Annotated in this window: 22 protein-coding genes; 12 read left to right on the forward strand and 10 right to left on the reverse strand. The window is 68.1% G+C overall.

Features of this window, described 5'->3' with window-relative positions; translation table 11 throughout:
* Entirely contained in the window at positions 1-1,455 is a 1,455-nt protein-coding gene (locus Q0632_RS19775; RefSeq protein ID WP_298933425.1) for an aldehyde dehydrogenase, read from the forward strand.
* 442 nt (positions 1,456-1,897) lie between these two features.
* Here Q0632_RS19775 and Q0632_RS19780 read toward each other — a convergent pair whose 3' ends face one another.
* Together Q0632_RS19780 and Q0632_RS19785 are read right to left on the reverse strand one after the other, a co-directional pair.
* Positions 1,898-2,149 carry a YkgJ family cysteine cluster protein gene (locus Q0632_RS19780; protein ID WP_298933427.1) on the reverse strand — a complete coding sequence of 84 codons (252 nt, stop codon included), beginning with the start codon at positions 2,147-2,149 and terminating at the stop codon, positions 1,898-1,900.
* Between the two features lie 23 nt (positions 2,150-2,172).
* The gene (locus Q0632_RS19785; protein WP_298933429.1) at positions 2,173-2,754 is read right to left on the reverse strand and encodes an NADPH-dependent FMN reductase; all 582 of its coding nucleotides are present in this window, start codon (positions 2,752-2,754) and stop codon (positions 2,173-2,175) included.
* A 112-nt stretch (positions 2,755-2,866) separates the two neighbouring features.
* Here Q0632_RS19785 and mnmG point away from each other — a divergent pair, with 112 nt between their 5' ends.
* The 7 genes from mnmG to Q0632_RS19820 all read left to right on the forward strand — a co-directional run bounded on the left by mnmG (position 2,867) and on the right by Q0632_RS19820 (position 9,930).
* Entirely contained in the window at positions 2,867-4,819 is a 1,953-nt protein-coding gene (gene mnmG / locus Q0632_RS19790) for a tRNA uridine-5-carboxymethylaminomethyl(34) synthesis enzyme MnmG (RefSeq protein ID WP_298933431.1), read from the forward strand.
* A complete protein-coding gene (gene rsmG / locus Q0632_RS19795; protein WP_298933433.1) occupies positions 4,816-5,463 on the forward strand; it encodes a 16S rRNA (guanine(527)-N(7))-methyltransferase RsmG in 648 nt (215 codons plus the stop codon). The genes mnmG and rsmG overlap by 4 nt, the downstream gene beginning before the upstream one ends.
* Before the next feature lie 30 nt (positions 5,464-5,493).
* Positions 5,494-6,108: a LysE family transporter gene (locus tag Q0632_RS19800; RefSeq protein ID WP_298933435.1), complete on the forward strand. Its 615-nt coding sequence runs from the start codon at positions 5,494-5,496 to the stop codon at positions 6,106-6,108.
* A gap of 20 nt (positions 6,109-6,128) precedes the next feature.
* On the forward strand, positions 6,129-6,899 hold the full coding sequence (locus tag Q0632_RS19805) for an AAA family ATPase (protein ID WP_298933437.1): 771 nt from the start codon (positions 6,129-6,131) through the stop codon (positions 6,897-6,899).
* A gap of 70 nt (positions 6,900-6,969) precedes the next feature.
* Positions 6,970-7,509 carry an alpha/beta hydrolase gene (locus Q0632_RS19810; protein WP_298933439.1) on the forward strand — a complete coding sequence of 180 codons (540 nt, stop codon included), beginning with the start codon at positions 6,970-6,972 and terminating at the stop codon, positions 7,507-7,509.
* A 124-nt stretch (positions 7,510-7,633) separates the two neighbouring features.
* Positions 7,634-8,560 (forward strand): ParB/RepB/Spo0J family partition protein, encoded by a 927-nt coding sequence (locus Q0632_RS19815; protein ID WP_298933441.1) that lies wholly within the window; start codon positions 7,634-7,636, stop codon positions 8,558-8,560.
* Positions 8,561-8,589: 29 nt separating this feature from the next.
* Positions 8,590-9,930 (forward strand): hypothetical protein, encoded by a 1,341-nt coding sequence (locus Q0632_RS19820; RefSeq protein ID WP_298933443.1) that lies wholly within the window; start codon positions 8,590-8,592, stop codon positions 9,928-9,930.
* 10 nt (positions 9,931-9,940) lie between these two features.
* Here the strand turns inward: Q0632_RS19820 and Q0632_RS19825 are convergent, their stop codons facing one another.
* The gene (locus Q0632_RS19825; RefSeq protein WP_298933445.1) at positions 9,941-10,984 is read right to left on the reverse strand and encodes a hypothetical protein; all 1,044 of its coding nucleotides are present in this window, start codon (positions 10,982-10,984) and stop codon (positions 9,941-9,943) included.
* A 136-nt stretch (positions 10,985-11,120) separates the two neighbouring features.
* Between Q0632_RS19825 and Q0632_RS19830 the strand changes: the two genes are divergently transcribed.
* The gene (locus Q0632_RS19830) at positions 11,121-11,795 is read left to right on the forward strand and encodes a response regulator transcription factor (protein WP_298933447.1); all 675 of its coding nucleotides are present in this window, start codon (positions 11,121-11,123) and stop codon (positions 11,793-11,795) included.
* Between the two features lie 11 nt (positions 11,796-11,806).
* On the opposite strand, the gene Q0632_RS19835 is transcribed toward Q0632_RS19830, so the two are convergent.
* Together Q0632_RS19835 and Q0632_RS19840 are read right to left on the reverse strand one after the other, a co-directional pair.
* Positions 11,807-13,684, reverse strand: a complete 1,878-nt coding sequence (locus Q0632_RS19835; protein WP_298933449.1) for a hypothetical protein — start codon at positions 13,682-13,684, stop codon at positions 11,807-11,809.
* A gap of 7 nt (positions 13,685-13,691) precedes the next feature.
* A complete protein-coding gene (locus Q0632_RS19840) occupies positions 13,692-15,116 on the reverse strand; it encodes an FAD-linked oxidase C-terminal domain-containing protein (protein ID WP_298933451.1) in 1,425 nt (474 codons plus the stop codon).
* Between the two features lie 178 nt (positions 15,117-15,294).
* Between Q0632_RS19840 and Q0632_RS19845 the strand changes: the two genes are divergently transcribed.
* Complete coding sequence (locus Q0632_RS19845; protein ID WP_298933453.1) at positions 15,295-17,094, forward strand: DUF4214 domain-containing protein; 1,800 nt, start codon at positions 15,295-15,297, stop codon at positions 17,092-17,094.
* 33 nt (positions 17,095-17,127) lie between these two features.
* Here Q0632_RS19845 and Q0632_RS19850 read toward each other — a convergent pair whose 3' ends face one another.
* The gene (locus tag Q0632_RS19850; RefSeq protein WP_298933455.1) at positions 17,128-17,481 is read right to left on the reverse strand and encodes an EF-hand domain-containing protein; all 354 of its coding nucleotides are present in this window, start codon (positions 17,479-17,481) and stop codon (positions 17,128-17,130) included.
* Between the two features lie 153 nt (positions 17,482-17,634).
* On the opposite strand from Q0632_RS19850, the gene Q0632_RS19855 reads away from it, so the two are divergent.
* Positions 17,635-18,201, forward strand: a complete 567-nt coding sequence (locus tag Q0632_RS19855; RefSeq protein WP_298933457.1) for a cob(I)yrinic acid a,c-diamide adenosyltransferase — start codon at positions 17,635-17,637, stop codon at positions 18,199-18,201.
* On the opposite strand, the gene Q0632_RS19860 is transcribed toward Q0632_RS19855, so the two are convergent.
* On the reverse strand, positions 18,198-18,620 hold the full coding sequence (locus Q0632_RS19860) for a hotdog fold thioesterase (RefSeq protein ID WP_298933459.1): 423 nt from the start codon (positions 18,618-18,620) through the stop codon (positions 18,198-18,200). The two genes, Q0632_RS19855 and Q0632_RS19860, sit on opposite strands and share 4 nt — an antisense overlap.
* A gap of 94 nt (positions 18,621-18,714) precedes the next feature.
* On the opposite strand from Q0632_RS19860, the gene Q0632_RS19865 reads away from it, so the two are divergent.
* A complete protein-coding gene (locus Q0632_RS19865) occupies positions 18,715-19,998 on the forward strand; it encodes a glycine zipper domain-containing protein (protein WP_298933461.1) in 1,284 nt (427 codons plus the stop codon).
* Here the strand turns inward: Q0632_RS19865 and Q0632_RS19870 are convergent.
* The 3 genes from Q0632_RS19870 to Q0632_RS19880 all read right to left on the reverse strand — a co-directional run bounded on the left by Q0632_RS19870 (position 19,995) and on the right by Q0632_RS19880 (position 23,062).
* On the reverse strand, positions 19,995-21,284 hold the full coding sequence (locus tag Q0632_RS19870) for a solute carrier family 23 protein (RefSeq protein ID WP_298933463.1): 1,290 nt from the start codon (positions 21,282-21,284) through the stop codon (positions 19,995-19,997). The two genes, Q0632_RS19865 and Q0632_RS19870, sit on opposite strands and share 4 nt — an antisense overlap.
* 84 nt (positions 21,285-21,368) lie before the next feature.
* Positions 21,369-22,253, reverse strand: a complete 885-nt coding sequence (locus Q0632_RS19875) for an alpha/beta hydrolase (protein ID WP_298933465.1) — start codon at positions 22,251-22,253, stop codon at positions 21,369-21,371.
* A 206-nt stretch (positions 22,254-22,459) separates the two neighbouring features.
* The gene (locus tag Q0632_RS19880; RefSeq protein WP_298933467.1) at positions 22,460-23,062 is read right to left on the reverse strand and encodes a TetR/AcrR family transcriptional regulator; all 603 of its coding nucleotides are present in this window, start codon (positions 23,060-23,062) and stop codon (positions 22,460-22,462) included.
* Position 23,063: the final 1 nt, after the last annotated feature.

The raw sequence follows: 23,063 nt of genomic DNA on the forward strand, positions 1-23,063 counted from the left end.
ATGTCCGATCTGTCCATGCTCATCAACGGCCTGAAGGTCAGCGCCGAAAAGAACGCGACCTTCGAGCGCCGCAATCCCCTCGACGGCACGGTGGCCACGCGCGCACCGGCCGCCTCGCCGGCCGATGCCGTGCTGGCGGTGGAAGCCGCGGCCGAGGCCTTCAAGACCTGGAGCGAGACCGGTCCCGGCGAGCGCCGCGCCCTGTTGCTCAAGGCCGCCGAGAAGATGGAAGCCAAGGTGCCGCAGTTCATCGAAGCCGTGGCGGCCGAGACCGGCGCCACCGGCATGTGGGCCGGCTTCAATGTGATGCTGGCCGCCGGCATGGTCCGTGAAGCGGCATCGCTGACCACCCAGATCAGCGGCGAGGTGATCCCGTCCGACGTGCCGGGCTCGCTGGCCATGGGCGTGCGCCAGCCGGCCGGCGTGGTGCTGGGCATCGCGCCCTGGAACGCGCCCATCATCCTGGCCACGCGCGCCATTGCCGTGCCCCTGGCCTGCGGCAACACCGTGGTGCTCAAGGGTTCGGAGAACTGCCCGCGCACGCACCAGCTGATCATCGAGGCCTTCCAGGAAGCGGGCTTCCCGGCCGGCGTGGTCAACTACATCACCAATGCGCCGGAAGACGCGGGCGCTGTGGTGGAGGCCATGGTGGCGCATCCGGCCGTGCGCCGCGTCAACTTCACGGGCTCCACGCGCGTGGGCCGCATCATTGCGCAGACCTGCGCCAAGTATTTGAAGCCGGTGGTGCTGGAGCTGGGCGGCAAGGCGCCCATGGTGGTGCTCGACGATGCCGACATCGAGGACGCGGTCAATGGCGCGGCCTTCGGCTGCTTTGCCAACAGCGGCCAGATCTGCATGTCGACCGAGCGCCTGATCGTCGACCAGAAGGTGGCCGACGAGTTTGCCAAGAAGTTCGCCGCCAAGGCCAGCAGCCTGCCCCTGGGCGACCCGCGCAAGCCCGAGCCCGTGGTGCTGGGCAGCGTGGTCGGCATGTCGACTGTGCACCACTGCAACGCCCTGATCGACGACGCGCTGGCCCTGGGCGCCAAGCTGCTGTGCGGCGGCAAGGCCGAGAACACATTGATGCCGGCCACGGTGCTGGACCACGTCACGCCCAAGATGCGCATCTACCACGAAGAAACATTCGGCCCGGTCAAGTGCATCGTGCGGGTCAAGGACACGCAGGAGGCAATCGCCTGCGCCAACGACAACGAGTACGGCCTGTCGTCCGCGGTCTTCGGCCGCGACATCGCGCGGGCCTTCAACGTGGCGCGCAAGATCGACTCGGGCATCTGCCACGTCAATGGCCCGACGGTGCACGATGAAGCGCAAATGCCCTTCGGCGGCGTCAAGGGCAGCGGCATCGGCCGCTTCGGTGGCAAGGCCGGCATCGCCGAGTTCACCGAGCTGCGCTGGATCACCATCCAAACCACGCCGCGCCACTATCCGTTCTGACGCGCTTGTCGCCCCGGGCTCGAACCGGGATCCATGTCTTGCATGCACCGTGCTCGCGCCAGCCGGTGTCCGGGCTTGCGTCCAACGGTCAGCGTGCCGCCTGGTCGGCGGCATTCCCTGGCAGCCCGGAGGGTGCCCCTCGCGCGCCGAAGCAACCCGTGCCGGGCGCACGGCGATGCCCGAAGGCCGCAGCCCGGACACCGGCTGCCGCGAAGCCAATGTTCCGGCGCGCCACCGGTGGTTTGCCACCATGTCAGCTGAAGGCCGGTGGTTGGGGTGGTCGGCGCAGGTCCATTCGCGGTTGCCACAGACATGGCGTGCCAACCGCGGTGTTGACGCAATCACATTGGCGAGCGCAGGCCGTCGTCCGCGAGCGTGACCGGAGTCCGGCCACCCCTGCCGCCGGCCTTGCCAACCCTGCAGGCCGGGATGACAGACCCGCTCAGCGCGTCAGCGCTTCCAGCTGGGTCAGGTAGTGCATCGCATGCGCCTGCGAAGGCCCGCACATCTCGGCCGAGGGCTGCAGGCCGGCGCAGACGGCGGGGCGCTCGGGGCTGGCGAAGATGCGGCAGCGGTTGGCCTCATCGAGCTGCACGCAGCGCACGCCGGCCGGCTTGCCCTGGGGCATGCCGGGGATGGCGGAGCTGATGGAAGGGGCGGTGCAGCAGGCACCGCAGCCCGGGCGACAGTCCATGGTGCTATATGTTTTGTAGCTGCTCAGGCTTGCTGCAAGCGGTCTGCAGCCCAAATGACTTGGTCAATCACGGCTTGAACATGGGCCTTGGCGGCGTCGCTGGCCAGCTCGCCCTCGGGTGTGAAGGCATCGCCTGCGCGGCCCAGGGCGTGGTTGGTCGGCGCCACCCAGAAATGCAGGTTCAGCAGCAGGGGCGCCAGGTGGCTTTGCGAGCGCAGGCCGCCCAGACCACCGGGCGAGGCGCTGAGCACACCGGCCACCTTACCGCGTGTGGCGCGAAAGCCGTCCGACCAGAGCGGGTCGCCCTGGATGGGGCTGGAGATCCAGTCCAGCGTGTTCTTCAGCAGGGCAGGGTAGCTGGCGTTGTATTCGGGCGTGCAGATGATCCAGGCCGGGTGGGCGTGGCCCAGCTCCTTGAGGCGAACCACGTCGGCCGGCGTGCCGCGCGCTTCCAGGTCGGCGTTGTACATGGGGATGTCGAAGTCGCCCAGTTCGATGTGGGTGGCCTCGGCGCCGCTGGAGCGGACCATGGCGGCCGTGAGCTTGGCCAGACGGCGGTTGTAGGAGTTCTGGCGGGTGCTGCCGGCAAAGACGAGGACTTTCATGCCCTGGATTGCAACACAGGGCCGCACAGCTTTTCTGCACAAAGAAGAGGCAGCCGGTAAAATCGCGGCTTCTCCCGGGCCAGCGGCCCTCGGCGCCCAGCGCCCACCCCCAATGCTTTACCCTGAAGAATTCGACGTGATCGTGGTCGGCGGCGGCCATGCGGGCACAGAAGCGGCCCTGGCTTCGGCACGCATGGGCTGCAAGACCCTGCTGCTGACCCACAACATCGAGACCCTGGGTCAGATGAGCTGCAACCCCTCGATCGGCGGCATCGGCAAGGGCCACCTGGTCAAGGAGGTCGATGCGATGGGCGGCGCCATGGCGATCGCCACCGACGAGGGCGGCATCCAGTTCCGCATCCTCAACTCCAGCAAAGGCCCGGCCGTGCGCGCCACCCGGGCCCAGGCCGACCGCATCCTCTACAAGGCCGCCATCCGCCGGCGTCTGGAAAACCAGCCCAACCTCACCTTGTTCCAGCAAGCTGTCGACGACCTGATGGTGGAGGGCGACCGTGTGGTGGGGGCTGTGACGCAAGTTGGCATTCGCTTTCGCTCCCGTGCCGTGGTGTTGACGGCCGGCACCTTCCTGGACGGCAAAATCCATGTCGGGCTGAACAACTACGCCGCCGGCCGCGCCGGTGATCCACCCGCCATCTCGCTGTCGGCCCGGCTGAAAGAGTTGAAGCTGCCGCAGGCCCGCCTGAAGACCGGCACGCCGCCGCGCCTGGACGGCCGGACCATCGATTTCTCCAAGTGCGAAGAGCAGCCGGGTGACCTCGATCCTGTCCCCGTGTTCAGCTTCATGGGTAACCGGGCCATGCACCCGCAGCAGCTGCCGTGCTGGATCACCCACACCAACGAGCGCACCCACGACATCATCCGCTCCGGCTTTGACCGCAGTCCCATGTTCACCGGCAAGATCGAGGGCGTTGGCCCGCGCTACTGCCCCAGTGTGGAAGACAAGATCAACCGCTTTGCCGACAAGGACAGCCACCAAATCTTCCTGGAGCCCGAAGGCCTGACGACCAACGAGTTCTATCCCAACGGCATCTCCACCAGCCTGCCTTTTGACATCCAGTACCAGCTGGTGCGTTCCATGGCCGGGCTGGAAAACGCCCACATCCTGCGGCCGGGCTACGCCATCGAATACGACTACTTCGACCCGCGTTCCCTCAAGAGCAGCTTCGAGACCAAGTCCATCGCCGGCCTGTTCTTTGCCGGCCAGATCAATGGGACGACGGGTTACGAAGAGGCGGCGGCCCAGGGACTGTTCGCCGGCATCAATGCCGCGCGGTTGTGCCAGGACCAGGAGGCCTGGGTGCCGGGCCGCGACCAGGCCTACCTGGGCGTGCTGGTCGACGACCTCATCACCAAGGGTGTGACCGAGCCCTACCGCATGTTCACCAGCCGGGCCGAGTTCCGGCTGCAGCTGCGCGAAGACAACGCCGACCTTCGCCTGACCGAGGACGGCCGCAAGCTGGGCCTGGTGGACGATGCCCGCTGGGATGCCTTCAGCCGCAAGCGCGATGCTGTTTCACGTGAAACAGAGCGCCTGAAGACGACCTGGGTGAACCCGCGCAACCTGCCGGCCGAGGAGTCGCAGCGGGTGCTGGGCAAGTCCATCGAACACGAGCACAACCTGGGCGACCTGCTGCGCCGACCCGGTGTCAGCTATGCCGACCTGATGTCCCTGGACGATGGCCGGCTGGCCAACCACGCTGTTTCACGTGAAACACTGGGCGAGTTGCTGGAGCCGGTGATCGAGCAGATCGAGATCGCCGCCAAGTACTCCGGCTACATCGACCGGCAGAAGGACGAGGTTCTGCGCGCCGCCCACTACGAGCACCTGAAGCTGCCGGCCGAGCTGGACTACATGCAGATTCCGGCCCTGTCCATCGAGATCCGGCAAAAGCTGAGCAAGCACCGGCCGGAGACTCTTGGCCTGGCTTCTCGCATCTCCGGGGTGACGCCGGCGGCCATCTCGCTGTTGCTGGTCCACCTGAAGAAGAGCAAGTTCAAGGGCTTCGAGACGGCCGCCAACCAGGAAGGGCAGGCGGCGGCGTGAGTCTGGAGTCCGATCTGCGCGCTGGCGCCGCCGAGCTGGGCTTGGTCCTGGACGATGGGCAAGTGGCCCAGCTGCTGGCCTACCTGGGCCTCATCCAGAAATGGACCAAGGTCTACAACCTGACGGCCGTGCGCGACCCGGCGGAGATGCTCAGCCACCATCTGCTGGACAGCCTGGCCGTGATTGCGCCACTGCGCCGCCAGACCAACAACCAAGCCCTGCGCCTGCTGGACGTGGGCTCGGGCGCCGGCCTGCCCGGCGTGGTCATCGCCATCTGCTGCCCGGACATCCGTGTGGATTGCGTGGACACGGTGGCCAAGAAGGCGGCCTTCATCCAGCAGGTGGCGGTCTCGCTCAAGCTGGCCAATCTGCGCGGCCTGCACAACCGGGTGGAAAACCTGGACCAGCCCTACGACGTGGTGAGCTCCCGGGCCTTTGCCTCGCTGGCTGACTTCGTCATCTGGTCGGCCGGGGCTCTGGCGGAGCAGGGGGTCTGGGTGGCCATGAAGGGCAAGCTGCCCGAGGCCGAGATGGCGGCTTTGCCATCCACCGCCTCTGTGTTTCACGTGGAACAGTTGCAAGTGCCCGGTCTGGGTGCAGAACGTCACATCATCTGGCTCAGAAAAACTGGGACCCTCACGTAAACTCAGCCTTCCAGTTTCCGGGGGATTCCCATGTTTGGCGTTGCAGACTACGGCGCGTTTGTCGCCGCCATCATCATTTTTCTGGCGATTCCGGGCCCCGGCAACCTGGCGCTGATCACCTCCACCAGCAAGGGCGGCATCGCCGGTGGCCTGGCCGCCACCATGGGCGTGATCGCCGGTGACCAGGTGTTGATGTGGACGGCCGTGGCCGGTGTGGCGGCTCTCCTGGTGGCTTACCCGGCGGCCTTCCATGCCGTGCAGTGGCTGGGCGCCGCCTACCTGGCCTGGCTGGGTTTCAGGATGCTGATGGCCAAGCCGGGCGATGCCCCGGTGCTCAACATCCAGCCGCGCCACTACTTCAAGCAGGCCAGCCTGATCACCTTGCTCAACCCCAAGGCCATCGTCTTTTACATGGCCTTCTTCCCGCTGTTCGTTGACCCGGCCCGGCACCAAGGCATGCTGACCTTCGGCGTGATGGCAGCGACCATTGCCACGCTCACTTTTCTCTACGGCCTGACGGTCGTGCTGTTGACCCATCACCTGGCTGAGCGTTTGCGCGCCAACCCCCTCATCACCCGCGTGCTCAACAAGATCGCCGGTGTCTTCCTGATCGGCTTCGGCGTCAAGCTCGCCTTCTCCAAGTAAAAGAACAGAAGAACAAACTGATGGCCAAGATTTTTTGCGTTGCCAACCAGAAGGGTGGGGTTGGCAAGACCACGACGACGGTGAACCTGGCGGCCGGACTGGCCAAGATCGGCCAGCGCGTGCTGATGGTGGACCTCGATCCCCAGGGCAATGCCACCATGGGCTCGGGCGTGGACAAGCGCAAGCTCGAACTCACGGTCTATGACGTGCTGCTGGAGTCGGCCTCGGTGGCCGAGGCGCGTGTGCGCAGCGACAAGTGCGGCTACGACGTGCTGGGCGCCAACCGCGAACTGGCCGGCGCCGAAGTGGAGCTGGTCGAGGTGGAGCGGCGCGAGAAGCGCTTGAAGCTGGCCCTGGCCGCGGTCGACGCCGAGTACGACTTCGTGCTGATCGACTGCCCGCCCTCGCTGTCGATGCTGACCCTCAATGGCCTGTGCTGCGCCCACGGCGTGGTCGTGCCCATGCAGTGCGAGTACTTCGCGCTCGAGGGCTTGACCGACCTGGTCAACACCATCAAGCAGGTGCATGCCAACCTGAACCAGGACCTGCAGATCATCGGCCTGCTGCGCGTGATGTTCGATCCGCGCATCACCTTGCAGCAGCAGGTCTCGGAGCAGCTCAAAGCGCACTTCGGCGACAAGGTCTTCAACACCGTCATCCCGCGCAACGTGCGCCTGGCCGAAGCGCCGAGCTACGGCCTGCCGGGCGTGGTCTTCGACCCTTCGGCGCGCGGCAGCGTGGCCTTTGTCGAGTTTGCCAACGAGATGGTCGAGCGGATCCGCAAGATGTAGACATGTCCAAAGTTGAATTGGCCTGTAGACCGCATGGAACATGCCTGAGCAGCTATCAAAAGAGGAGCAAATGAAGCCTTCCAACGTCCTCATCCTGCCCGGCTGGGAAAACAGCGGGCCGCAGCACTGGCAAAGCCTGTGGGAAGCGCGCCATGGCTATGTGCGCGTTGAACAGCACGACTGGATGAAGCCCTTGCGGGGCGACTGGGTGGCGCGGCTGGAAGAGGTGCTGTTGTCGTGCGATGAGCCAACCGTGCTGGTGGCCCACAGCCTGGGCTGCATCCTCACGGCCGCCTGGGCGGCGCGCTCGAAGAACACGCACCGCGTCAAGGCGGCGCTGCTGGTGGCGCCGGGCGACGTCGAGCGGCCGGACATCCGCGACCAGATCCCCACCTGGTCGCCCATCGAGCTGCAGGCCCTGCCGTTTCCCAGCGTGCTGCTGGCCAGCCGCAACGATCCCTATTGCGAGTTCGAGCGCGCCCGCCTGTTCGGCCACGCCTGGAACGCGCAGTTCATGGACTACGGCGACTGCGGCCACATCAATGCCGACTCCGGCCTGGCGAGCTGGCCCGAAGGCCATGTGCTGCTGCAAGATTTAATGAAAGACTGAATATGGCTCTCCCCCGAAGCGGCCTGCGGCCGCCTCCCCCTCAAGGGGGCGGCACCAGCGGACCGGCAAAGCCGGATCCGCGGTGCCCCACGGAAAGACACGCAAGAAATACGGGAGTGATTGCATGGTGACGAAGAAACCCAAGGGACTGGGCCGCGGCCTGGAAGCGCTGCTCGGCCCGACGGCCCAGCCCGATGGCAGCCCCGCCCAGCCGCCCTCCGCCAACCCCGGCGCGCCGGCCTCGCTGCGCCTGGACGACATGGTCGCCGGCATGTACCAGCCGCGCACCCGCATGGACGAGGGCGCGCTCTACGAGCTGGCCGAGTCGATCAAGGCCCAGGGCATCATGCAGCCCATCCTCGTGCGCCAGCTGGCCGACGGCGCCAACGCCGGCAAGTACGAAATCATCGCCGGCGAACGGCGCTTCCGTGCCGCCAGGCTGGCCGGCCTGGACAGCGTGCCGGTGCTGGTGCGCGACGTGCCCAACGAGGCCGCCGCCGCCATGGCGCTGATCGAGAACATCCAGCGCGAAGACCTCAACCCGCTGGAAGAAGCCCAGGGCCTGCAGCGCCTTGTCAAGGAATTCGGCCACACCCATGAACAGGCGGCCCAGGCCGTCGGCCGCTCGCGCAGCGCCGCTTCCAACCTGCTGCGCCTGCTCAACCTGGCCGAACCTGTGCAGACCATGCTGATGGCCGGCGACATCGACATGGGCCATGCCCGCGCGCTGCTGTCGCTGGACCGTGCGGCCCAGATCACCGCCGGCAACCAGATCGCCGCGAAGAAGCTGTCGGTGCGCGAGGCCGAGAGCCTGGTCAAGAAGCTGGGCGCCGAGTTCAACCTGGTCTCGCCCAAGCCCAAGAAGGAAAAGTCGCGCGACCTGCGCCGCGTCGAGGAAGAGCTGTCGGACCTGCTGATGGCGCAGGTCGAGGTGCGCGTGAAAAAGCGCGTCAAACGCCATGGCCGCACCGAGGAGATGGGCGAGCTCGCCATCCAGTTCGGTTCGCTCGACGAATTGAACGGCCTGATCGAGAAGCTGCGCCGCAACTGATTTTTTTGTTGTTGACCGGAGGAAATTCCATGACCAAAAGGACTTTGCTTTCGACCCGGCCCGCCTTGCTGGCGGCTGGCCTGTGCCTGGCGTTCGGCGCCGGCGCCCAACAGAACGTCAAGCCGCCCAAGCTGCAGCTGTGGATGGACCTGTCCACCGGCGGCATGGCGGGCATGCCCGAGATGGACATGCCCGCCAGCATGGGCGGCATGTTTGGAGGCCGCGGCGGCCCGGGCGGCGGCAACACCAGCTACGGCCAGGCCCGCGGCATGAACGTCATGCCGGCGCGCGTGCTGGACATCGCGCTGTACAACAGCCTCAAACCCGGCGCGGAAGCGGCGCAAGCCGTGCCGCCCGGTCTGCGCATGGGCGACAAGCTGCCCTTGGTGCCGCCGCAGCCGCAAGCCGTGCCGCGCGAGCGCGAGCCCGGTGAGATGAGCGAAGACATGCGCCGTGAAACGCCCAAGGGCCGCATCCTGATTTACTGGGGCTGCGGCAATGCGGTGCGCGGCGGCCAGCCGCGCGTCATCGACCTGGCACGCGCCAACCCGGCCGACATGGGCGCGGCCTTTGCCGGGCGCAATGCGCCGGACCGCGGCGCCCGCGTCACGCCCCAGCACGCCTTGTTCCCCAACGAGAAGAACCGCGTCAACGTGCCGCGCGATGCATCTCTGGTGGGCGAGCACCAGGTGCTGGGCGAGGGCGTGCCGGCCTCGATGAAGTTCACCCTGGCTGCGGCGCAGAACCTGATGCCGGCCATCGAGCTGCAAAGCCGTGGCGGCCTCAAGGACAGCATCGCGCTGAACTGGGCCGCCGTGCCGCAGGTGCGCGCCTACTTCCTGCATGCCATGGGTCAGGTCGGTAACGACTTGGTGATGTGGTCCAGCGCCGAGAACGCCGACTCCGGCATGGGCCTGTTCGACTACCTGCCCAATGCCTCGATCGACCGTTGGCTCAAGGACAACACCTTGCTCAAGCCCGAGACCACGGCCTGCGCCGTGCCCAAGGGCATCTTTGCCGGCCCCGAGGGCGCCGCGCGTGGCGACGGCAGCCCCGCCATGCTGCGCATGATTGCCTATGGCAGCGAGAGCAATTTCGCGCATCCGCCGCGCCCCACCGACCCCAAGATCGCCTGGGAGCCGGAATGGGCTGTGCGTGTGCGCGTCAAGGCCAACACCATGGCCATGCTGGGTGAGGACAGCAGCGGCCGCGGTAACGCTGCTTCCGCAACGCCTGGCGCGCCCAGCACGCCGGGTGCTGCTGCCGCACCCGCCGCTGCACCGGCCACCCCGCTGCAAAGCGCGGTCGACGCGGTGCTGCCGGGTGCCGGCGCCGCCACTGGCCTGATCAAGGGCCTGTTCGGCCGCTGAGCCGCGGGTCTTACTGGTAGGCGTACTTGATGGTGTAGGCGACGTTGAAGCCCGACGCGCTGATGGACGCGGCGATGTTGCCGGTGTTGCCGGAGTACGAACAGCTGTTGATGGTGAACGTGCCGCCGGCGGCCAGCTGCTTGAATTGGGTGTCATTGGCCAAGCCGTCGCAGAACTCGGTCTGCGTGGTTGGCTGCGGCACATTCGGGATGGTCACGGTGGACGTCGTGCCGGCCACACCGACGGTGATCACCAGCGTCTTGTTGCCCGCGGTGCCGCCGGTTCCGGTTCCACCCGTGCCGCCGGTGCCAACCGTTCCACCGGTGCCGCCCGTCGTGGCGCCGTTGAACGTGAACGTCAGCGATGTGCCATTGATGGTGGCGTAAGCGGTGCCGAAGCCGCCCTGCAGCGCCGTCGGCGACGACAGGGTCAGCACCGAGCCCAGCGAGTTGCCGTTGGCGACGTACTGCGACACGGCACGCAGGATTTGCCCGTAAGCATTGGTCGTTCCGGTCACCGTCGGAACCGTGGTGGCCAGGTTCACGCCGCTCAGCTGGAACTGGCTGGCCACGCTGCCGGCGGCCGTTGCGAAGCTGGCGCTGCTGACCCCGCCGGAGGCGGTCTTGGCGACACTGAAGGCCGCCGAGGTCAGCGGCGTGATCACGCCAGTGGTGGCGCCGCCCTGGCTGGCCAGCACCACCTGCATCGGGTCGCTCAGGGTCTTGCTGGTGTTGGTCGCCTCGTCGGTGTAGCTGCCGCCACTGGCCTCGACCACGATGTCACCCACGTAGTCCAGGTCCATGGAATAGCTGCCGGCGGCGCCGCTGCTCACGCATTTGAGCTGCTCGCCCTTGCCGGCGGCCGTCGCCTTGTAGGCGCAGACATTGGCGCCATTGACCGGGCCCTTGACGACTGCGCCGGAGACGGTGGTTGTGGTGGCGGCCGGCGCAGCGGGGGCGGCGGGATCATCGGAGCCGCCGCACGCGGCCAGCAGGCCGGCGGCAGCGAGACAGGCGCAAAGCAGCTTGCGATCGGGATGCGGCAAACGGGTCATGGACAGCACTCCTTGGCAGGAAGATTGAGGAGCCGCCAGCGTACAAATCTCGGTTACAACTGGATACCCCTTGTTTCAGGGGTCGCCCCCCCTGGTTCCGGGTTGTGAGCCCGCAGTGGCAGCTCTAGACTGCGCCATGCCCGGGAACCCGCTGTTCGAACGCGCCCTCATCGTCGAAGACCTGGACGAACCGCGCCGCTGGCTGGCGGAAATCCTGCCGCTGGCCCTGCCCGTCGTGCGCCGCGTGGACATGGCGGCAACGCTGGCCGAGGCCCGCGAATGCATGCGCAGCCACGCTTACGGGCTGGCCCTGGTGGACTGGGGCTTGCCGGACGGCACCAGCGAGGAGCTGATCGCGCAGCTGGTGGCCGCGCGGGAGGGGGCGGTCGTGATCGTCGCCACCATCCATGACGACGACACCCATGTCTTTCCGGCACTGCGCGCCGGTGCTTCCGGCTACATCCTGAAGTCGCAGCCGGGTCCGGTGGTGATGGCCCAGCTGCAGCGCATCGAGATCGGCGAGCCCGCGCTGTCGCCATCGATCGCCTTGCGCATGCTGCGCCACTTCCGCGCATCGCCCGGGCCGGCTGCCGCGCCGGAAGCGCAGGCCCCCGCGGTCAAGCTGACCGAGCGCGAGGCCGATGTGCTGCGCCTGATCGCCAAGGGCTACCGCACGACGGAGGCAGCCTCCCTGCTGGGCCTGACGCCGTCCACGGTCAGCAGCTATGTGCGCGACATCTACCGCAAGCTGGGCATCTCCTCGCGTGCCGAGGCCACGATGGAAGCCGCGCGGCGCGGCCTGGTGGCCTGAGGTGCTGGCTCTTACGCCAGGGGCAGGCTGAGCACCACCTGGCAACCGCGCAGCGGCGCTGCGCGCGCACCGATGGCCAGCGCAGCGCCGATCTGCCCGGCGCGGTAGTGCATGTTCTTCAGGCCGCGCGCACCGGCGCGGGCAGGCTCCTCGCCCGGACCCACGCCGTCGTCGGCGATCTCGATCGATAGCGTGCGCCGGCCCGCCACCTCGCGCACCCGCGCGGCCAGCAACAGGCGTTGCGCCTGCGCGTGCTTGACCACATTGGTTGCGGCTTCCTGCAGGATGCGCATCACCTGCAGAGCGGTGTCGCTGGGCAGCTGCACCTGGTCCACCGATTCGTCGATGTCCCAGTCCAGCGCCACGCCGGCTGCCGCCAGGCGGCCATCCCAGCGGTTGCGCCAAGCCGCCAGAGCGCCCGGCAGGTAGTGGCCGATGTCGGTACTGTCCATCAGCAGGCGCAACTCGTCCAGGCTGTCCTGCAGCGACTGCACCACCTGCTGCGGCGCCAGCGCGCCGCGCTCCACGCCGCGCAAGGCCGTCATCAGCTGCGCGCCCAGGCCGTCGTGCATGTCGCGCAGCAGCCGTTCGCGTTCCTGCACGCGCACGGCTTCCTGCTCGTTCTCGCGTAGCCGGACATAGCTGTCCTCCAGGTCCCGGGTCTTGCGCGCCACGTGCAGTTCCAGCTCCTCGTTGCTGCGCTCGGCGCGGTTGAGCGTGGCGACCACGTACTCGCCCGACATCAGTGCAAAGCCCATCAGGACGACGATGAAGCCCCAGAACAGCAGGGTGTGCGAGGTCGGCGGCAGCACGCCGGCCACCACCAGCAGGTCGTGCACCACGCAGGACAGCACGGTCAGCACGCAGGCGATCAGGCCTGCCGTGTGGCGTGCCGGCAGTGCCTGGCGCCGTCGCCAGATGGCGATGCCCAGCCAGCAGATGAAGCCGGTGCCGGTGATCTGGGTCAGGGCGCGCGCGATGCCTGTGCCGTGGCCGGCCAGCACGCTGGCGGCCAGGCCGCCCAGGACCAGCAAGGTCAGCACCAACAGCACCCGCAGGGCGGCCGCCCTTTGCGCGGGCGCAAGAATCAGGTGCAGGGCGGAGGCTGCAATGGCAGCGGCGGCCAGCAGCGCGTTCACCGGATTGAGCTGCTCGAACAGGATGGGATTGCCCGGCACGGTGTTGTCGAAATACACCAGGCCGCGCACGCCCCACAGGCCGCAGGCCATCGCCAGCCACAGCAGGTTCAGGCCGCGCCGGCGCGGCAGCCACAGCAGCAGGGCGAACAGCCCGACCACCAGCACCACGCCCGAGGCGGCATCCGCGTAGCCGATGACCGAGCGTACCGAGGCCGTGTGCTCGGGCAGCAACTGGTTGGTCGGCCCGGTGCGCAGCTTGACCAGGCCGGCGGGCATGTAGGGCAGGGTCTGCAACTCGATCACCACGCTGCGCACCCCGGCGGGCAGCGCAAACAGCGCCGGAATGCGGCCGTTGTAGATGCCCCCGCCCGTGTCCTGCTCCAGGCGCGGGCTGCCGGTGGCGGCCATGGCGTTGGCGCTCATCAGCGCCAGCGGCTGGCCATCGGCACTGATGCGGTAGGGCGCCCCGACGCGAAAGACCCACAGCGCCGCAGCGGGCGCTGCGGCGCAGGCCGAGACGTCGACTTCATAGCGGATGCGCTGCCGTTCGCGGCGCGCCTCCAGAGGGAGGGTGTCGGGCAGGCGCACCGGTGTGGCATCTGACACGCCGGCGGGGGCCTGCGCCAGCGGTTCGATCCGGCGCAGCGCGTCGGGGATGTCCTGCACCGAGCCGCAGGGCTGGGCCAGGGCGCCTGAGGCGGCCAGCAGGAGGGCCGGCCAGAGCCGGCGTGCGAGGTCGGCCAGGCGCATGCGCGCTCTAGAGGGCGAAGATCTTCCCGGGGTTCATGATGTTCTTGGGATCAAGCGCGCGCTTGATGGTGCGCATCATGTCGACCGCGCCGACACCGGCCTCGTCCACCAGGAAGCCCATCTTGTGCAGGCCCACGCCGTGCTCGCCGGTGCAAGTGCCTTCCAGGCGCAGCGCGCGGGCCACCAGGTCGTGGTTGAGCTTCTCGGCCACTTCGCGCTCTTTGGGGTCGTTGGGGTCGAGCAGGTAGCCGAAGTGGAAATTGCCGTCGCCCACATGGCCGACCAGGAAGTAGGGGATGCCGCTGGCATCGGCCTCGGCCACGGAATCGAGCAGGCAGTCGGCCAGGCGCGAGATCGGCACACAGGTGTCGGTGGAAATGGCCTTGCAGCCCGGACGCGACTGGATGGCGGCGAAGTAGGCGTTGTGCCGCGCCGTCCACAGGCGGGTGCGCTCTTCCGGCGTGCTGGCCCATTCGAAGGCCTTGCCGCCGTGCTCGCTGGCGAGCTCCTGCACCGTCTCGGCCTGCTCCTTCACGCCCGCGGGCGAGCCGTGGAATTCCATCAGCAGCATGGGCTCTTCGCGCAGGCCCAGCTTGCTGTGGGCGTTGACCATGCGCACGGTGTTGACGTCGATCAGCTCCACGCGCGCGATCGGCACGCCCAGCTGGATCACCTGGATGGTGGTGCGCACCGCGGCTTCGATGCTGGGGAAGGAGCAGATCGCCGCCGAGATGGCTTCGGGCAGCGGGTAGATGCGCACCGTGATCTCGGTGATCACGCCCAGCGTGCCCTCGCTGCCCACCATCAGGCGCGTCAGGTCGTAGCCGGCCGACGACTTCTTGGCGCGGGTGCCGGTACGGATGACTTCGCCCGAAGCGGTGACCACCTCCAGCGCCAGCACGTTCTCGCGCATGGTGCCGTAGCGCACGGCGTTGGTGCCGCTGGCGCGGGTGGCCGCCATGCCGCCGATGGAGGCGTCGGCACCCGGGTCGATGGGGAAGAACAGGCCGGTGCTCTTGATCTCTTCATTGAGCTGCTTGCGCGTCACGCCCGGCTGCACCGTCACCGTCAGGTCGTCGGCGTTGATGGACAGCACCTTGTTCATGCGGGCGACGTCGATGCTGATGCCGCCCTGCACGGCCAGCAGATGGCCTTCCAGCGAGGAGCCCACACCGAAGGGGATGACGGGCACGCTGTGTGCGCTGGCCAGGGCCACGGCATCGGCGACGTCCTGGGTGCTTTGCGCGAACACCACGGCCGCCGGCGGCGGCGCCTCAAAAGACGACTCGTCGCGCCCGTGTTGCTCGCGCACCGCCATGGCCGTGGAGCACTGGTCGGCAAAGCGCGCCTTGAGTGCGTCGATCAGTGCCTGCGGCACTTCGCGCTGGCGGATTTCGGGGACGAGGTGGGACAGGGCGGTGGGGGCGTTCATGCGGGTCTCCGTCGGGGGATGCCAGTTTACGCCCCGCCCTGGGCACGGTCATGAGAACGATGGTTCGCTTGTCAGCGGTTTTGACTACAAGCTCAGCTACCCGTTGCCCTACGCTGGTTTGAAGTTCCGGGCGCACCCTGAAGAGAACCCGCTTTCCGGGTTCTACAGGAGTTTTCCCATGGCCGTATCCCCCACCCAGCTGTCCGAACTGTATCTGGCCTATTTCGGCCGACCCGCCGACAACAGCGGCATCCAGTTCTACACCGGGAACCCGGCCAACACCATGCAAAGCGTGGCGGCCAACTTCAGTGCCTCGCCCGAGGCGCTGGCCCTGTATGGCAGCACCTTCGGCGCTGCGCAGATCAACGCGATCTACCAGAACCTGTTCAACCGGGACGCAGAGACCGCCGGACTGACTTACTGGTCCGCCGAAGTCTCCGCCGGCCGCATCAGCGCCGCCGGCGCCGCCCTGGCGATCCTGCAGGGCGCACAGAACACGGACAAGCTCAGCGTGCAGAACAAGCTGGCCCTCTCCAGTGCCTTCGTGGCGCAGCTGGACACGGCAGCTGAAATCAGCGGCTATTCCGGCACGACAGCAGCGGCTGCGGCGCGCAGTTTCCTCAAGAGCGTTGACGGGACCGCGGCCAGCGTCACCGCCGCCAACCTCATCCTGGTGGGGCAGGTCGCCATTGCCAGCGGGACGGTGGTCACTGTGCCGGGGCCCGGCGGCGGCGGCGGCGACAGCGGGGCCACCTTCACGCTCAACGTGATCGGCGCCGAGAGCATCACCGCAGGAGCCGGGGACGACATCATCAACGGCACCTACACCGACGGGGGCGTGGGAACCTTCAACGCCAGTGACACCATCGCCGGCGGCGCCAATGGCTCGGGCGGGGACACGCTGAGCATCAACACGCTTGGCGCCGTGGCCATCACGCCGCCCGACGCCCTGTGGTCCAAGGTCAGCGGGATCGAGAAGCTGGCCTTCATCACCGCCGGCGGCGCGGGTGCGCAGACCATCACCACGGGCGCGAATTTCAACACCGCGTTCGCCTCCGGCGTGAACCTGCTGGCATCGAACGGCGCCGGCGCGATCCTGATCGACATGAGCGGATTTGGCCATGTGGCCACCCTCACCACAAACTCCTCCGGCGCAGGTGCGCATGACATCACCACGGGCAGCGCACTGACCACGGTCACTTCGACAACGCTGGCCGGCAACCAGACCATCAAGGGCGCGGGGCTGACCACCGTGTCGGCAACATCGAACGGCGCGGGCGACCAGGCCATTGGCGACGCCATCGGAGGCGGCGCCATGCTGACGACGGTGACGGCCTTGCAGAACAAGGCCGGCAACCTGTCCATTGTCAGCACCAGCACCAGCGCGGTGACCGTCACTGCCACCAACACCGGAACCGCCGGCACCCAGGCCATCACGACCGGCGCCGGCGCCGACATCGTGAAGGTCACGACATGGGGTGGCAGCAATGTCTACACCACCAACGGTGGCAACGACACGCTGACCTTGCTGGGCAGCGGCACCGCGACGTCCAACACCATCACCGGCGGCCTGGGCGCGGACACCATCACCCTGAAGGTGGACGCGGCGCCGGACACGCTGGTGGTCGGCAACGCGGACTCCGGCATCACGCTGGCGACGGCGGACAAGATCAGCAATTTCTCCGGCGCCAACGACGTCCTGAAAATGGGCACGGCGGCGGTGGTGGGCGGCGCCGTGGCGACCTACGTGGAAGCGGGCGCCGCGGTGGCTGACTTTGCCGCGGCACTGGCGGCGGCGAACACGGCGCTTGCGACGCTCGACGCCGGGTCGGCCGCCACCGAGCTGTTCTCCTTCCAGTTCGACGCGACCAACGGCTATCTGTTCAACGACACCGATGGCAATGGCAGCGCGGACCAGGTGATCGTTCTGGTCGGCGTGGTCAACACCGCCATCGCGGCGGCGAACATCATCGCCTGACACCCCGCGACGCAAGGCTGCTCGTCGCCGCGCTCAGGACGACTGCTGGACGGCGTCTTCGAATTCGGTGGGCGAGAGCTTGCCGTCGCCGTTCACGTCCATGCGCTCGAAATGGCGCTCGATGCGCGGGAAGACGCTGACTTCGGAGCGGCTCAGGCTGCCGTCGCGGTTCTTGTCGATCTGCTGGAAGGCCTGCTGCACCTGTGCGGCGCTGAGTTTCATCTTCGATGCCTTGTCGGCGGCCTGGGGGGCCGACAGGCTGGGCACCGGGGGCGTGGCGGTCTGGGCGCGCGCGGATGTGGCCAGGGCCATGCTCACCAGCACGGTGGCGAACAGGGCCACGCTGCGGGTTTCAAAATCGTCGAGAGTCCGTCGTTTCACCTGCATGGGATGGGGCTGTTGTGGAAGAGCCCGCATTGCAGCGCAAGCGGCAGCCGCCGGCCAGCACTTTTGCCTGCTGTTGCGCCAGACACATCTGCAGGGCACTCGTTACGCGGCCGATGGGACAATGGCGCTTGCATTGATTCTTTCGGGAGCCATATGGGACAGCGCCTCACGCAGATAGCCACCCGCACCGGCGACGACGGCACGACGGGCCTGGGCGACAACACGCGCGTGCCCAAGGACAGCCTGCGTGTCCACGCCATGGGCGAAGTCGATGAGCTCAATTCCCACATCGGCCTGCTGTTGTGCGAGTCTCTTCCCGAAGGTGTGCCCGCCCTGCTGGTGGAGATCCAGCACCAGCTGTTCAACCTGGGCGGCGAGCTGTCCATTCCCGGCTTCGAACTGCTCAAACCCGAGGCGGTGCTGGCGCTGGACGAGGCGCTGGCGCAGCACAACGCCGCCTTGCCGCGGCTGCAGGAGTTCATCCTGCCGGCCGGCAACCGCGCCGCGTCGCAGGCCCATGTCTGCCGCACGGTGGCGCGGCGCGCCGAGCGCGCCGTCGTGGCCCTGGGCGCGGCCGAGGCGCTCAAGGAGGCGCCGCGCCACTACCTCAATCGCCTGTCCGACCTGATGTTCGTGCTGGCCCGCGTCTGCAACCGCATGAACGGTGGCGACGATGTGTATTGGAAGAGCGAACGCCTGTCGCGCAGCGCGGCAGACTAGCGCGGCGCGAGTACCGCCATGGTGATGCGCGACACGCAGGTCAGCTCGCCCGCGTCATTGGCCATGTCGATCTGCCAGACCTGGGTGCTGCGGCCGATGTGCACCGGCCGTGCGATGCCGGTGACCCAGCCCGAGGTCGCGCCGCGCAGATGGTTGGCATTGATGTCCAGGCCGACGGCACGGTGGCCTTCGGGGCAGGAATAGGCGGCGCCGCAGGAACCCAGGGTCTCGGCCAGCACCACCGACACGCCGCCGTGCAGCAGGCCGTAGGGCTGGCGCGTGCGGGTGTCCACCGGCACGCGGCCGCGGATGAAGTCGTCGCCGACCTCCAGGAATTCCATGCCCAGGTGGGCGACGGCCGTGTCCTTGTGGATGGCGGTGAGTTCTTCGACCGACACCGGTTTTGTCCAGATGCGCATCGCCGCATTCTAGGGCGCACTCGTCCGCCCGGCCTGCACGCGCTCAGGCCGCAGGCCTACGCGTGGCCCGCCGGCCCTGCCCTAGATTGGCAGCATGGAACGCCGCGCGCGCCGCATGCTGTCAATCGGATTGGGCCTGGCTGCCGTCGCTGGCGCGCTGGCGCTGCTGCTCGCCTGGTGGCTGCCGACCGACGCGGAACTGGGCGCACGCGTCAAGGCCCAGGCCGAGGCCCGCCTGGGTGTGGAGGTCAGCCTGGGCTCGGTGCGCTGGCAGCTCCTGCCCTGGCCTGCCCTGGTCATCGAAAACGCCGCCACCGTCCAGCCCGAGCCCATCCGCTTCGACCGCCTGGTGGCCCAGCCCCAGATCCGGGCACTGCTGCATCGGCAGCTGCGCTTCGACCATGTGCTGGTCGAAGGCGGCGTGATGCCGCAGCTGGCCCTGCGCGGCCTGCGGCTGCAGCCGGCAAAGGCTGCCCATCAGGAGGGCGTGCCGATCGCGCAGCTGCGCTTCCACAACCTGAGCTGGGTGACACGCTATGGCAAGGCGCTGGAGTTCGACGGCAATGTGTTCTTCGACGCCGGCTGGCGGCCGCGTGAGGCGCAAGTCGTGCGCCCCGGTGTGCAACCGCTGACCCAGTTGAAGCTGCAGCGCGAAGGCGATGCCGACAGCTGGCAGGTGCAGCTGCTGCTGGGCGGCGGAACTGCACATGGCCAGGTGGCGCTCACGCCAGCCGCGGAAGGCCTGCACCTGGCGGGCGAGCTGGCGCCGCGCAATGTGGAAGTGGACAGCGCGATGGCTGCCTTCAAGCGCAATTCGGTGGTGCGCGGCAAGGCCTCGGGCCGCAGCTTGCTGTCGGCCGATGGCCACACCATCGCGGAACTGGCGCGCTCGTTGCACACCCGCACCACGTTCAGCATGCAGCCGGCGACCGTGCTGCGCCTGGACATCGACAAGGCCATCCGCACCGCCGGCCAGGACCGTGCAGGCCAGACGCCGCTGCAATCGCTGAGCGGCCAGATGGACACGCAGAACACGCCCGAGGGCATGGTGGTGCGCTACAGCGGCTTGCAGGCGCGCGGCGAGACCTTCAGCGCCAGCGGCCACGCAACAATCGCCAACCGCCAGGTCGAGGGCGAGCTGCGGGTGGACCTGGTGGGTGGCCTGGTCGGTGTGCCGCTGCAGTTCGCCGGGCCGCTGGGCGCACCCAAGGTCACGGTGCCACCGACGGCGATGGCCGGCGCCGCTGCCGGTGCCGTCGTCGGCACGGCGGTCCTGCCCGGCATAGGCACGGCCATCGGCGCCAGCGTGGGCGCTGCCGTCGGCAAGCTGTTTGGCGGCGACGCGGCGAAGAAGCCGGCGTCCGCCCCGGCGCGCTAGCGCTTCGCGCGGCCCAGCAGGGCCCACAGCCCGATCGCGCCGAAGGTGGCGGTCCCGATGCCGCCCAGGGCGAAGTCGCCGAACTTCAGGGTGAAGTCGCCCGTGCCCAGCACCAGGGTGATGGCGGCCACCAGCAGATTGCGGTTGTCGGAGAAGTCGACCTTGTTGTCGACCCAGATCTTGGCGCCGGCCACCGCGATCAGGCCGAACACCACGATGCTCACGCCACCCATCACCGGCAGCGGGATGGCCTGGATGACGGCGCCGAACTTGGGCGAGAAGCCCAGCACGATGGCGAACAGCGCGGCCAGCATGAAGACTGCCGTCGAATAGATCTTGGTGGCCGCCATCACGCCGATGTTCTCGGCATAGGTGGTCACGCCGGTGCCGCCGCTTACGCCGCTGACCACGGTGGCGACGCCGTCGCCGATGAAGGCCCGGCCCATGTAGGGGTCGAGGTTGCGCCCGGTCATGGCGGTGACGGCCTTGAGGTGGCCCAGGTTCTCGGCCACCAGGATGATGGCCACGGGTGCGATCAGCAGCATGGCGCCGGCGCTGAAGGCCGGCGCGGCATAGGCCGGCGCGCCCAGCCAGGCGGCATTGGCGATGCCCGACAGGTCCATGGCCTTGCCCAGGCCCAGGCCGTTGGTCAGCACCGCATAGATGACGGTGGCGACGATCAGGCCGACCAGGATCAGCAGGCGTTGCACCATGCCGCGGGCGAACACCGCCACCAGCGCCACGCTGACAAAGGTCACCAGCTGCATCCACGAATCGAAGTTGCTGGCTGCCATGTTCTTGACCGGGATGCCCGCCAGGTTCAGGCCGATCACAGCCACCACCGAGCCGGTGACCACCGGCGGCATCAGCTGCTCGATCCAGGCCGTGCCCGAGGCCTGGACGATGGCGCCGATGACGATGTAGGCCAGACCGCAGGCGATGATGCCGCCCAGCGCAACGCCGATGTTGGGATTGGGACCCTTGCCGGCATAGGCGGTCGCGGCGATCACCACACCGATGAAGGCAAAGCTCGAACCCAGGTAGCTGGGCACCTTGCCGCCGGTGATGAGAAAGAAGATCAGTGTGCCGATGCCGCTCATCAGGATGGCCACATTGGGATCGAAGCCCATGAGGATGGGCGCCAGCACGGTGGCGCCGAACATGGCGATCACGTGCTGCACGCCCATGACGGCGGTCTGCGGCCAGGGCAGGCGCTCGTCCGGCGCAATCACTCCGCCCTGTTGCAGCACGGAGGCTGGTCTCTCGGTCCAGTTGAACAGTCCCATCGCTCGCTCCTTTGTTTTGGGTGCGGCGATGCTAGGGGCTGGCGTGCGGCCGTGCAAGCCGCAACGCAACACGGCTTGCGAGGGTCAGCGCGCGAACAACGCGACCCGGCCCAGCACGGACGCATCCTTGAGCAGCTTGCGGTGGCCCAGGCCTTCGGTGGCCAGCAGCTCGGCGCCGCGCACGGCATGCGCATAGGCCTGGCCGTCGGCAAAGCGGTTGATGCTGTCGCCGCGGTCATGGACGATCAGCGTGGGCACATGGATGCGCGGCCCCACGGCGTCGGGAACGAACTGGGGCATCAGCAGGCCCTCTCGCGCTTCGATGCGCCGCTGCATGGCAGCGCGTGTGGCTTCCGACAGGCCGAAGACCTGGGCGAACAGGTGGGTGTACTCCGGCGGCGAGGCCGCGGGCGCCACCAGCACCAGCCGTTCCAGCGGCAGGCCGCGGCTGGCCACATAGGCGGCGGCGCTGGCGCCCAGCGAGTGGGCCACCAGCACGCGCACCGTATGGCCCTCCTGGCGCAGCCGCGCCGCCACGTAGTCCAGCGCCCGTGTGAACTGCGGCAGCGTGCTTTCCGAGCCGGCACTGCGGCCGTGGGCCGGCATCTCCACGATCACCGGGCGCAGGCCCTGGGCAGCGAGCGCCTGCGCCATGGCCAGCATCTGGCCGGCGTGGCCGCCCCAGCCGTGGGCCAGCAGCGCCACCGGCCCGTGTGGCGCGGCGCTTTGCGAGTACAGCGTCAGGCTGGCGCTCTCGAAAGGCCAGGCCTCAATGCGCCAGGACGCATCCCAGGGCTTGCCGCGGTGCAGCCATTTGGGCGGAAAGGGCGTCAGGAACAGCCGGCAGGCGGCGCGCACGGCCAGGGCTGGCCAGACGCGCTGCGATGCGGCCAGCAGCAGGCGGAACAGGCGGATGCCGGGGCTGGACTGGTAGAAGGCCGAGGTGGCCTCGAGGGCGGTGCGTGTCATCGCTGCTCCTTCAATAGAAGACCATGTCTTCATTGCGCTGCGGCAGGCTGCGCAACGATTGGATGGCGGCGCGGGTGACGCGCCAGCCGCCCCAGGCGGCGGCAAGGATCACAAGGGTGAGCATGGCAAATCCTTTCTTCGCACAATCGTGCGAAATGTCGGCAAACGGAAGGTCAGGGGCAAGAACATGTCTCCGTCTCTTGGGGTTATGCGGTGTAGCTGCGCAGCAGGCGCTGCCAGGTGGCCAGGGCGCGGTCGGCGGCGCGGCTGTCGCGCAGAAAGCGCGCGTCGTGCAGCAGACCCAGGATCAGCGAATTGAGCTCACTCACGAGCTGGTCAGCATCGGTGTCGGCCTGCAGGTGGCCGGCCTCGACGGCTTGCAGCACGGCGCGGCGCAGCGCGCCACGCCAGCGGATGATCTCGGTGTGCAGGTGCTCGCGCAGCGGGCCTTCGCGGTCGTCCAGCTCGAAGGCGCCGGCGCTGTAGATGCAGCCGGTGTGGGCCTCGACGTCGCGGGTGCGCACGATCCAGCGCTGGACGATGGCGTCCAGCCGCGGCAGGCCCTTGGGCGCCTGCATGGCGGGCACGAACACCTCGGCCAGAAAGCGCCGCCCGAACTCGTCGATGGTGGCCTTTTGCAGCGCCTCGCGCGAACCCACGCGGGAGAACACGCCGCTCTTGGACAGGCCGATGCGGTCGGCCACGGCCTGCAGCGTGATCGCCTCCAGTCCCTGCTCGGACGCAAGGTCCAGCCCAGCCCCGACGATGGCGGCGCGGGTCAGCTCAGATTTCTGGGTCTTGGCGTCCATT

Source organism: uncultured Ramlibacter sp. (genome assembly GCF_936925435.1).
GTDB lineage: Bacteria > Pseudomonadota > Gammaproteobacteria > Burkholderiales > Burkholderiaceae_C > Ramlibacter.

Excerpts from the sequence above, each read along its gene's own strand:
- Q0632_RS19775 (WP_298933425.1), top strand. The coding sequence starts at position 1 with ATGTCCGATCTGTCCATGCTCATCAACGGCCTGAAGGTCAGCGCCGAA.
- Q0632_RS19780 (WP_298933427.1), bottom strand. The coding sequence starts at position 2,149 with ATGGACTGTCGCCCGGGCTGCGGTGCCTGCTGCACCGCCCCTTCCATC.
- Q0632_RS19785 (WP_298933429.1), bottom strand. The coding sequence starts at position 2,754 with ATGAAAGTCCTCGTCTTTGCCGGCAGCACCCGCCAGAACTCCTACAAC.
- mnmG (WP_298933431.1), top strand. The coding sequence starts at position 2,867 with ATGCTTTACCCTGAAGAATTCGACGTGATCGTGGTCGGCGGCGGCCAT.
- Q0632_RS19800 (WP_298933435.1), top strand. The coding sequence starts at position 5,494 with ATGTTTGGCGTTGCAGACTACGGCGCGTTTGTCGCCGCCATCATCATT.
- Q0632_RS19805 (WP_298933437.1), top strand. The coding sequence starts at position 6,129 with ATGGCCAAGATTTTTTGCGTTGCCAACCAGAAGGGTGGGGTTGGCAAG.
- Q0632_RS19810 (WP_298933439.1), top strand. The coding sequence starts at position 6,970 with ATGAAGCCTTCCAACGTCCTCATCCTGCCCGGCTGGGAAAACAGCGGG.
- Q0632_RS19815 (WP_298933441.1), top strand. The coding sequence starts at position 7,634 with ATGGTGACGAAGAAACCCAAGGGACTGGGCCGCGGCCTGGAAGCGCTG.
- Q0632_RS19820 (WP_298933443.1), top strand. The coding sequence starts at position 8,590 with ATGACCAAAAGGACTTTGCTTTCGACCCGGCCCGCCTTGCTGGCGGCT.
- Q0632_RS19825 (WP_298933445.1), bottom strand. The coding sequence starts at position 10,984 with ATGACCCGTTTGCCGCATCCCGATCGCAAGCTGCTTTGCGCCTGTCTC.
- Q0632_RS19830 (WP_298933447.1), top strand. The coding sequence starts at position 11,121 with ATGCCCGGGAACCCGCTGTTCGAACGCGCCCTCATCGTCGAAGACCTG.
- Q0632_RS19835 (WP_298933449.1), bottom strand. The coding sequence starts at position 13,684 with ATGCGCCTGGCCGACCTCGCACGCCGGCTCTGGCCGGCCCTCCTGCTG.
- Q0632_RS19840 (WP_298933451.1), bottom strand. The coding sequence starts at position 15,116 with ATGAACGCCCCCACCGCCCTGTCCCACCTCGTCCCCGAAATCCGCCAG.
- Q0632_RS19845 (WP_298933453.1), top strand. The coding sequence starts at position 15,295 with ATGGCCGTATCCCCCACCCAGCTGTCCGAACTGTATCTGGCCTATTTC.
- Q0632_RS19850 (WP_298933455.1), bottom strand. The coding sequence starts at position 17,481 with ATGCAGGTGAAACGACGGACTCTCGACGATTTTGAAACCCGCAGCGTG.
- Q0632_RS19855 (WP_298933457.1), top strand. The coding sequence starts at position 17,635 with ATGGGACAGCGCCTCACGCAGATAGCCACCCGCACCGGCGACGACGGC.
- Q0632_RS19860 (WP_298933459.1), bottom strand. The coding sequence starts at position 18,620 with ATGCGCATCTGGACAAAACCGGTGTCGGTCGAAGAACTCACCGCCATC.
- Q0632_RS19865 (WP_298933461.1), top strand. The coding sequence starts at position 18,715 with ATGGAACGCCGCGCGCGCCGCATGCTGTCAATCGGATTGGGCCTGGCT.
- Q0632_RS19870 (WP_298933463.1), bottom strand. The coding sequence starts at position 21,284 with ATGGGACTGTTCAACTGGACCGAGAGACCAGCCTCCGTGCTGCAACAG.
- Q0632_RS19875 (WP_298933465.1), bottom strand. The coding sequence starts at position 22,253 with ATGACACGCACCGCCCTCGAGGCCACCTCGGCCTTCTACCAGTCCAGC.
- Q0632_RS19880 (WP_298933467.1), bottom strand. The coding sequence starts at position 23,062 with ATGGACGCCAAGACCCAGAAATCTGAGCTGACCCGCGCCGCCATCGTC.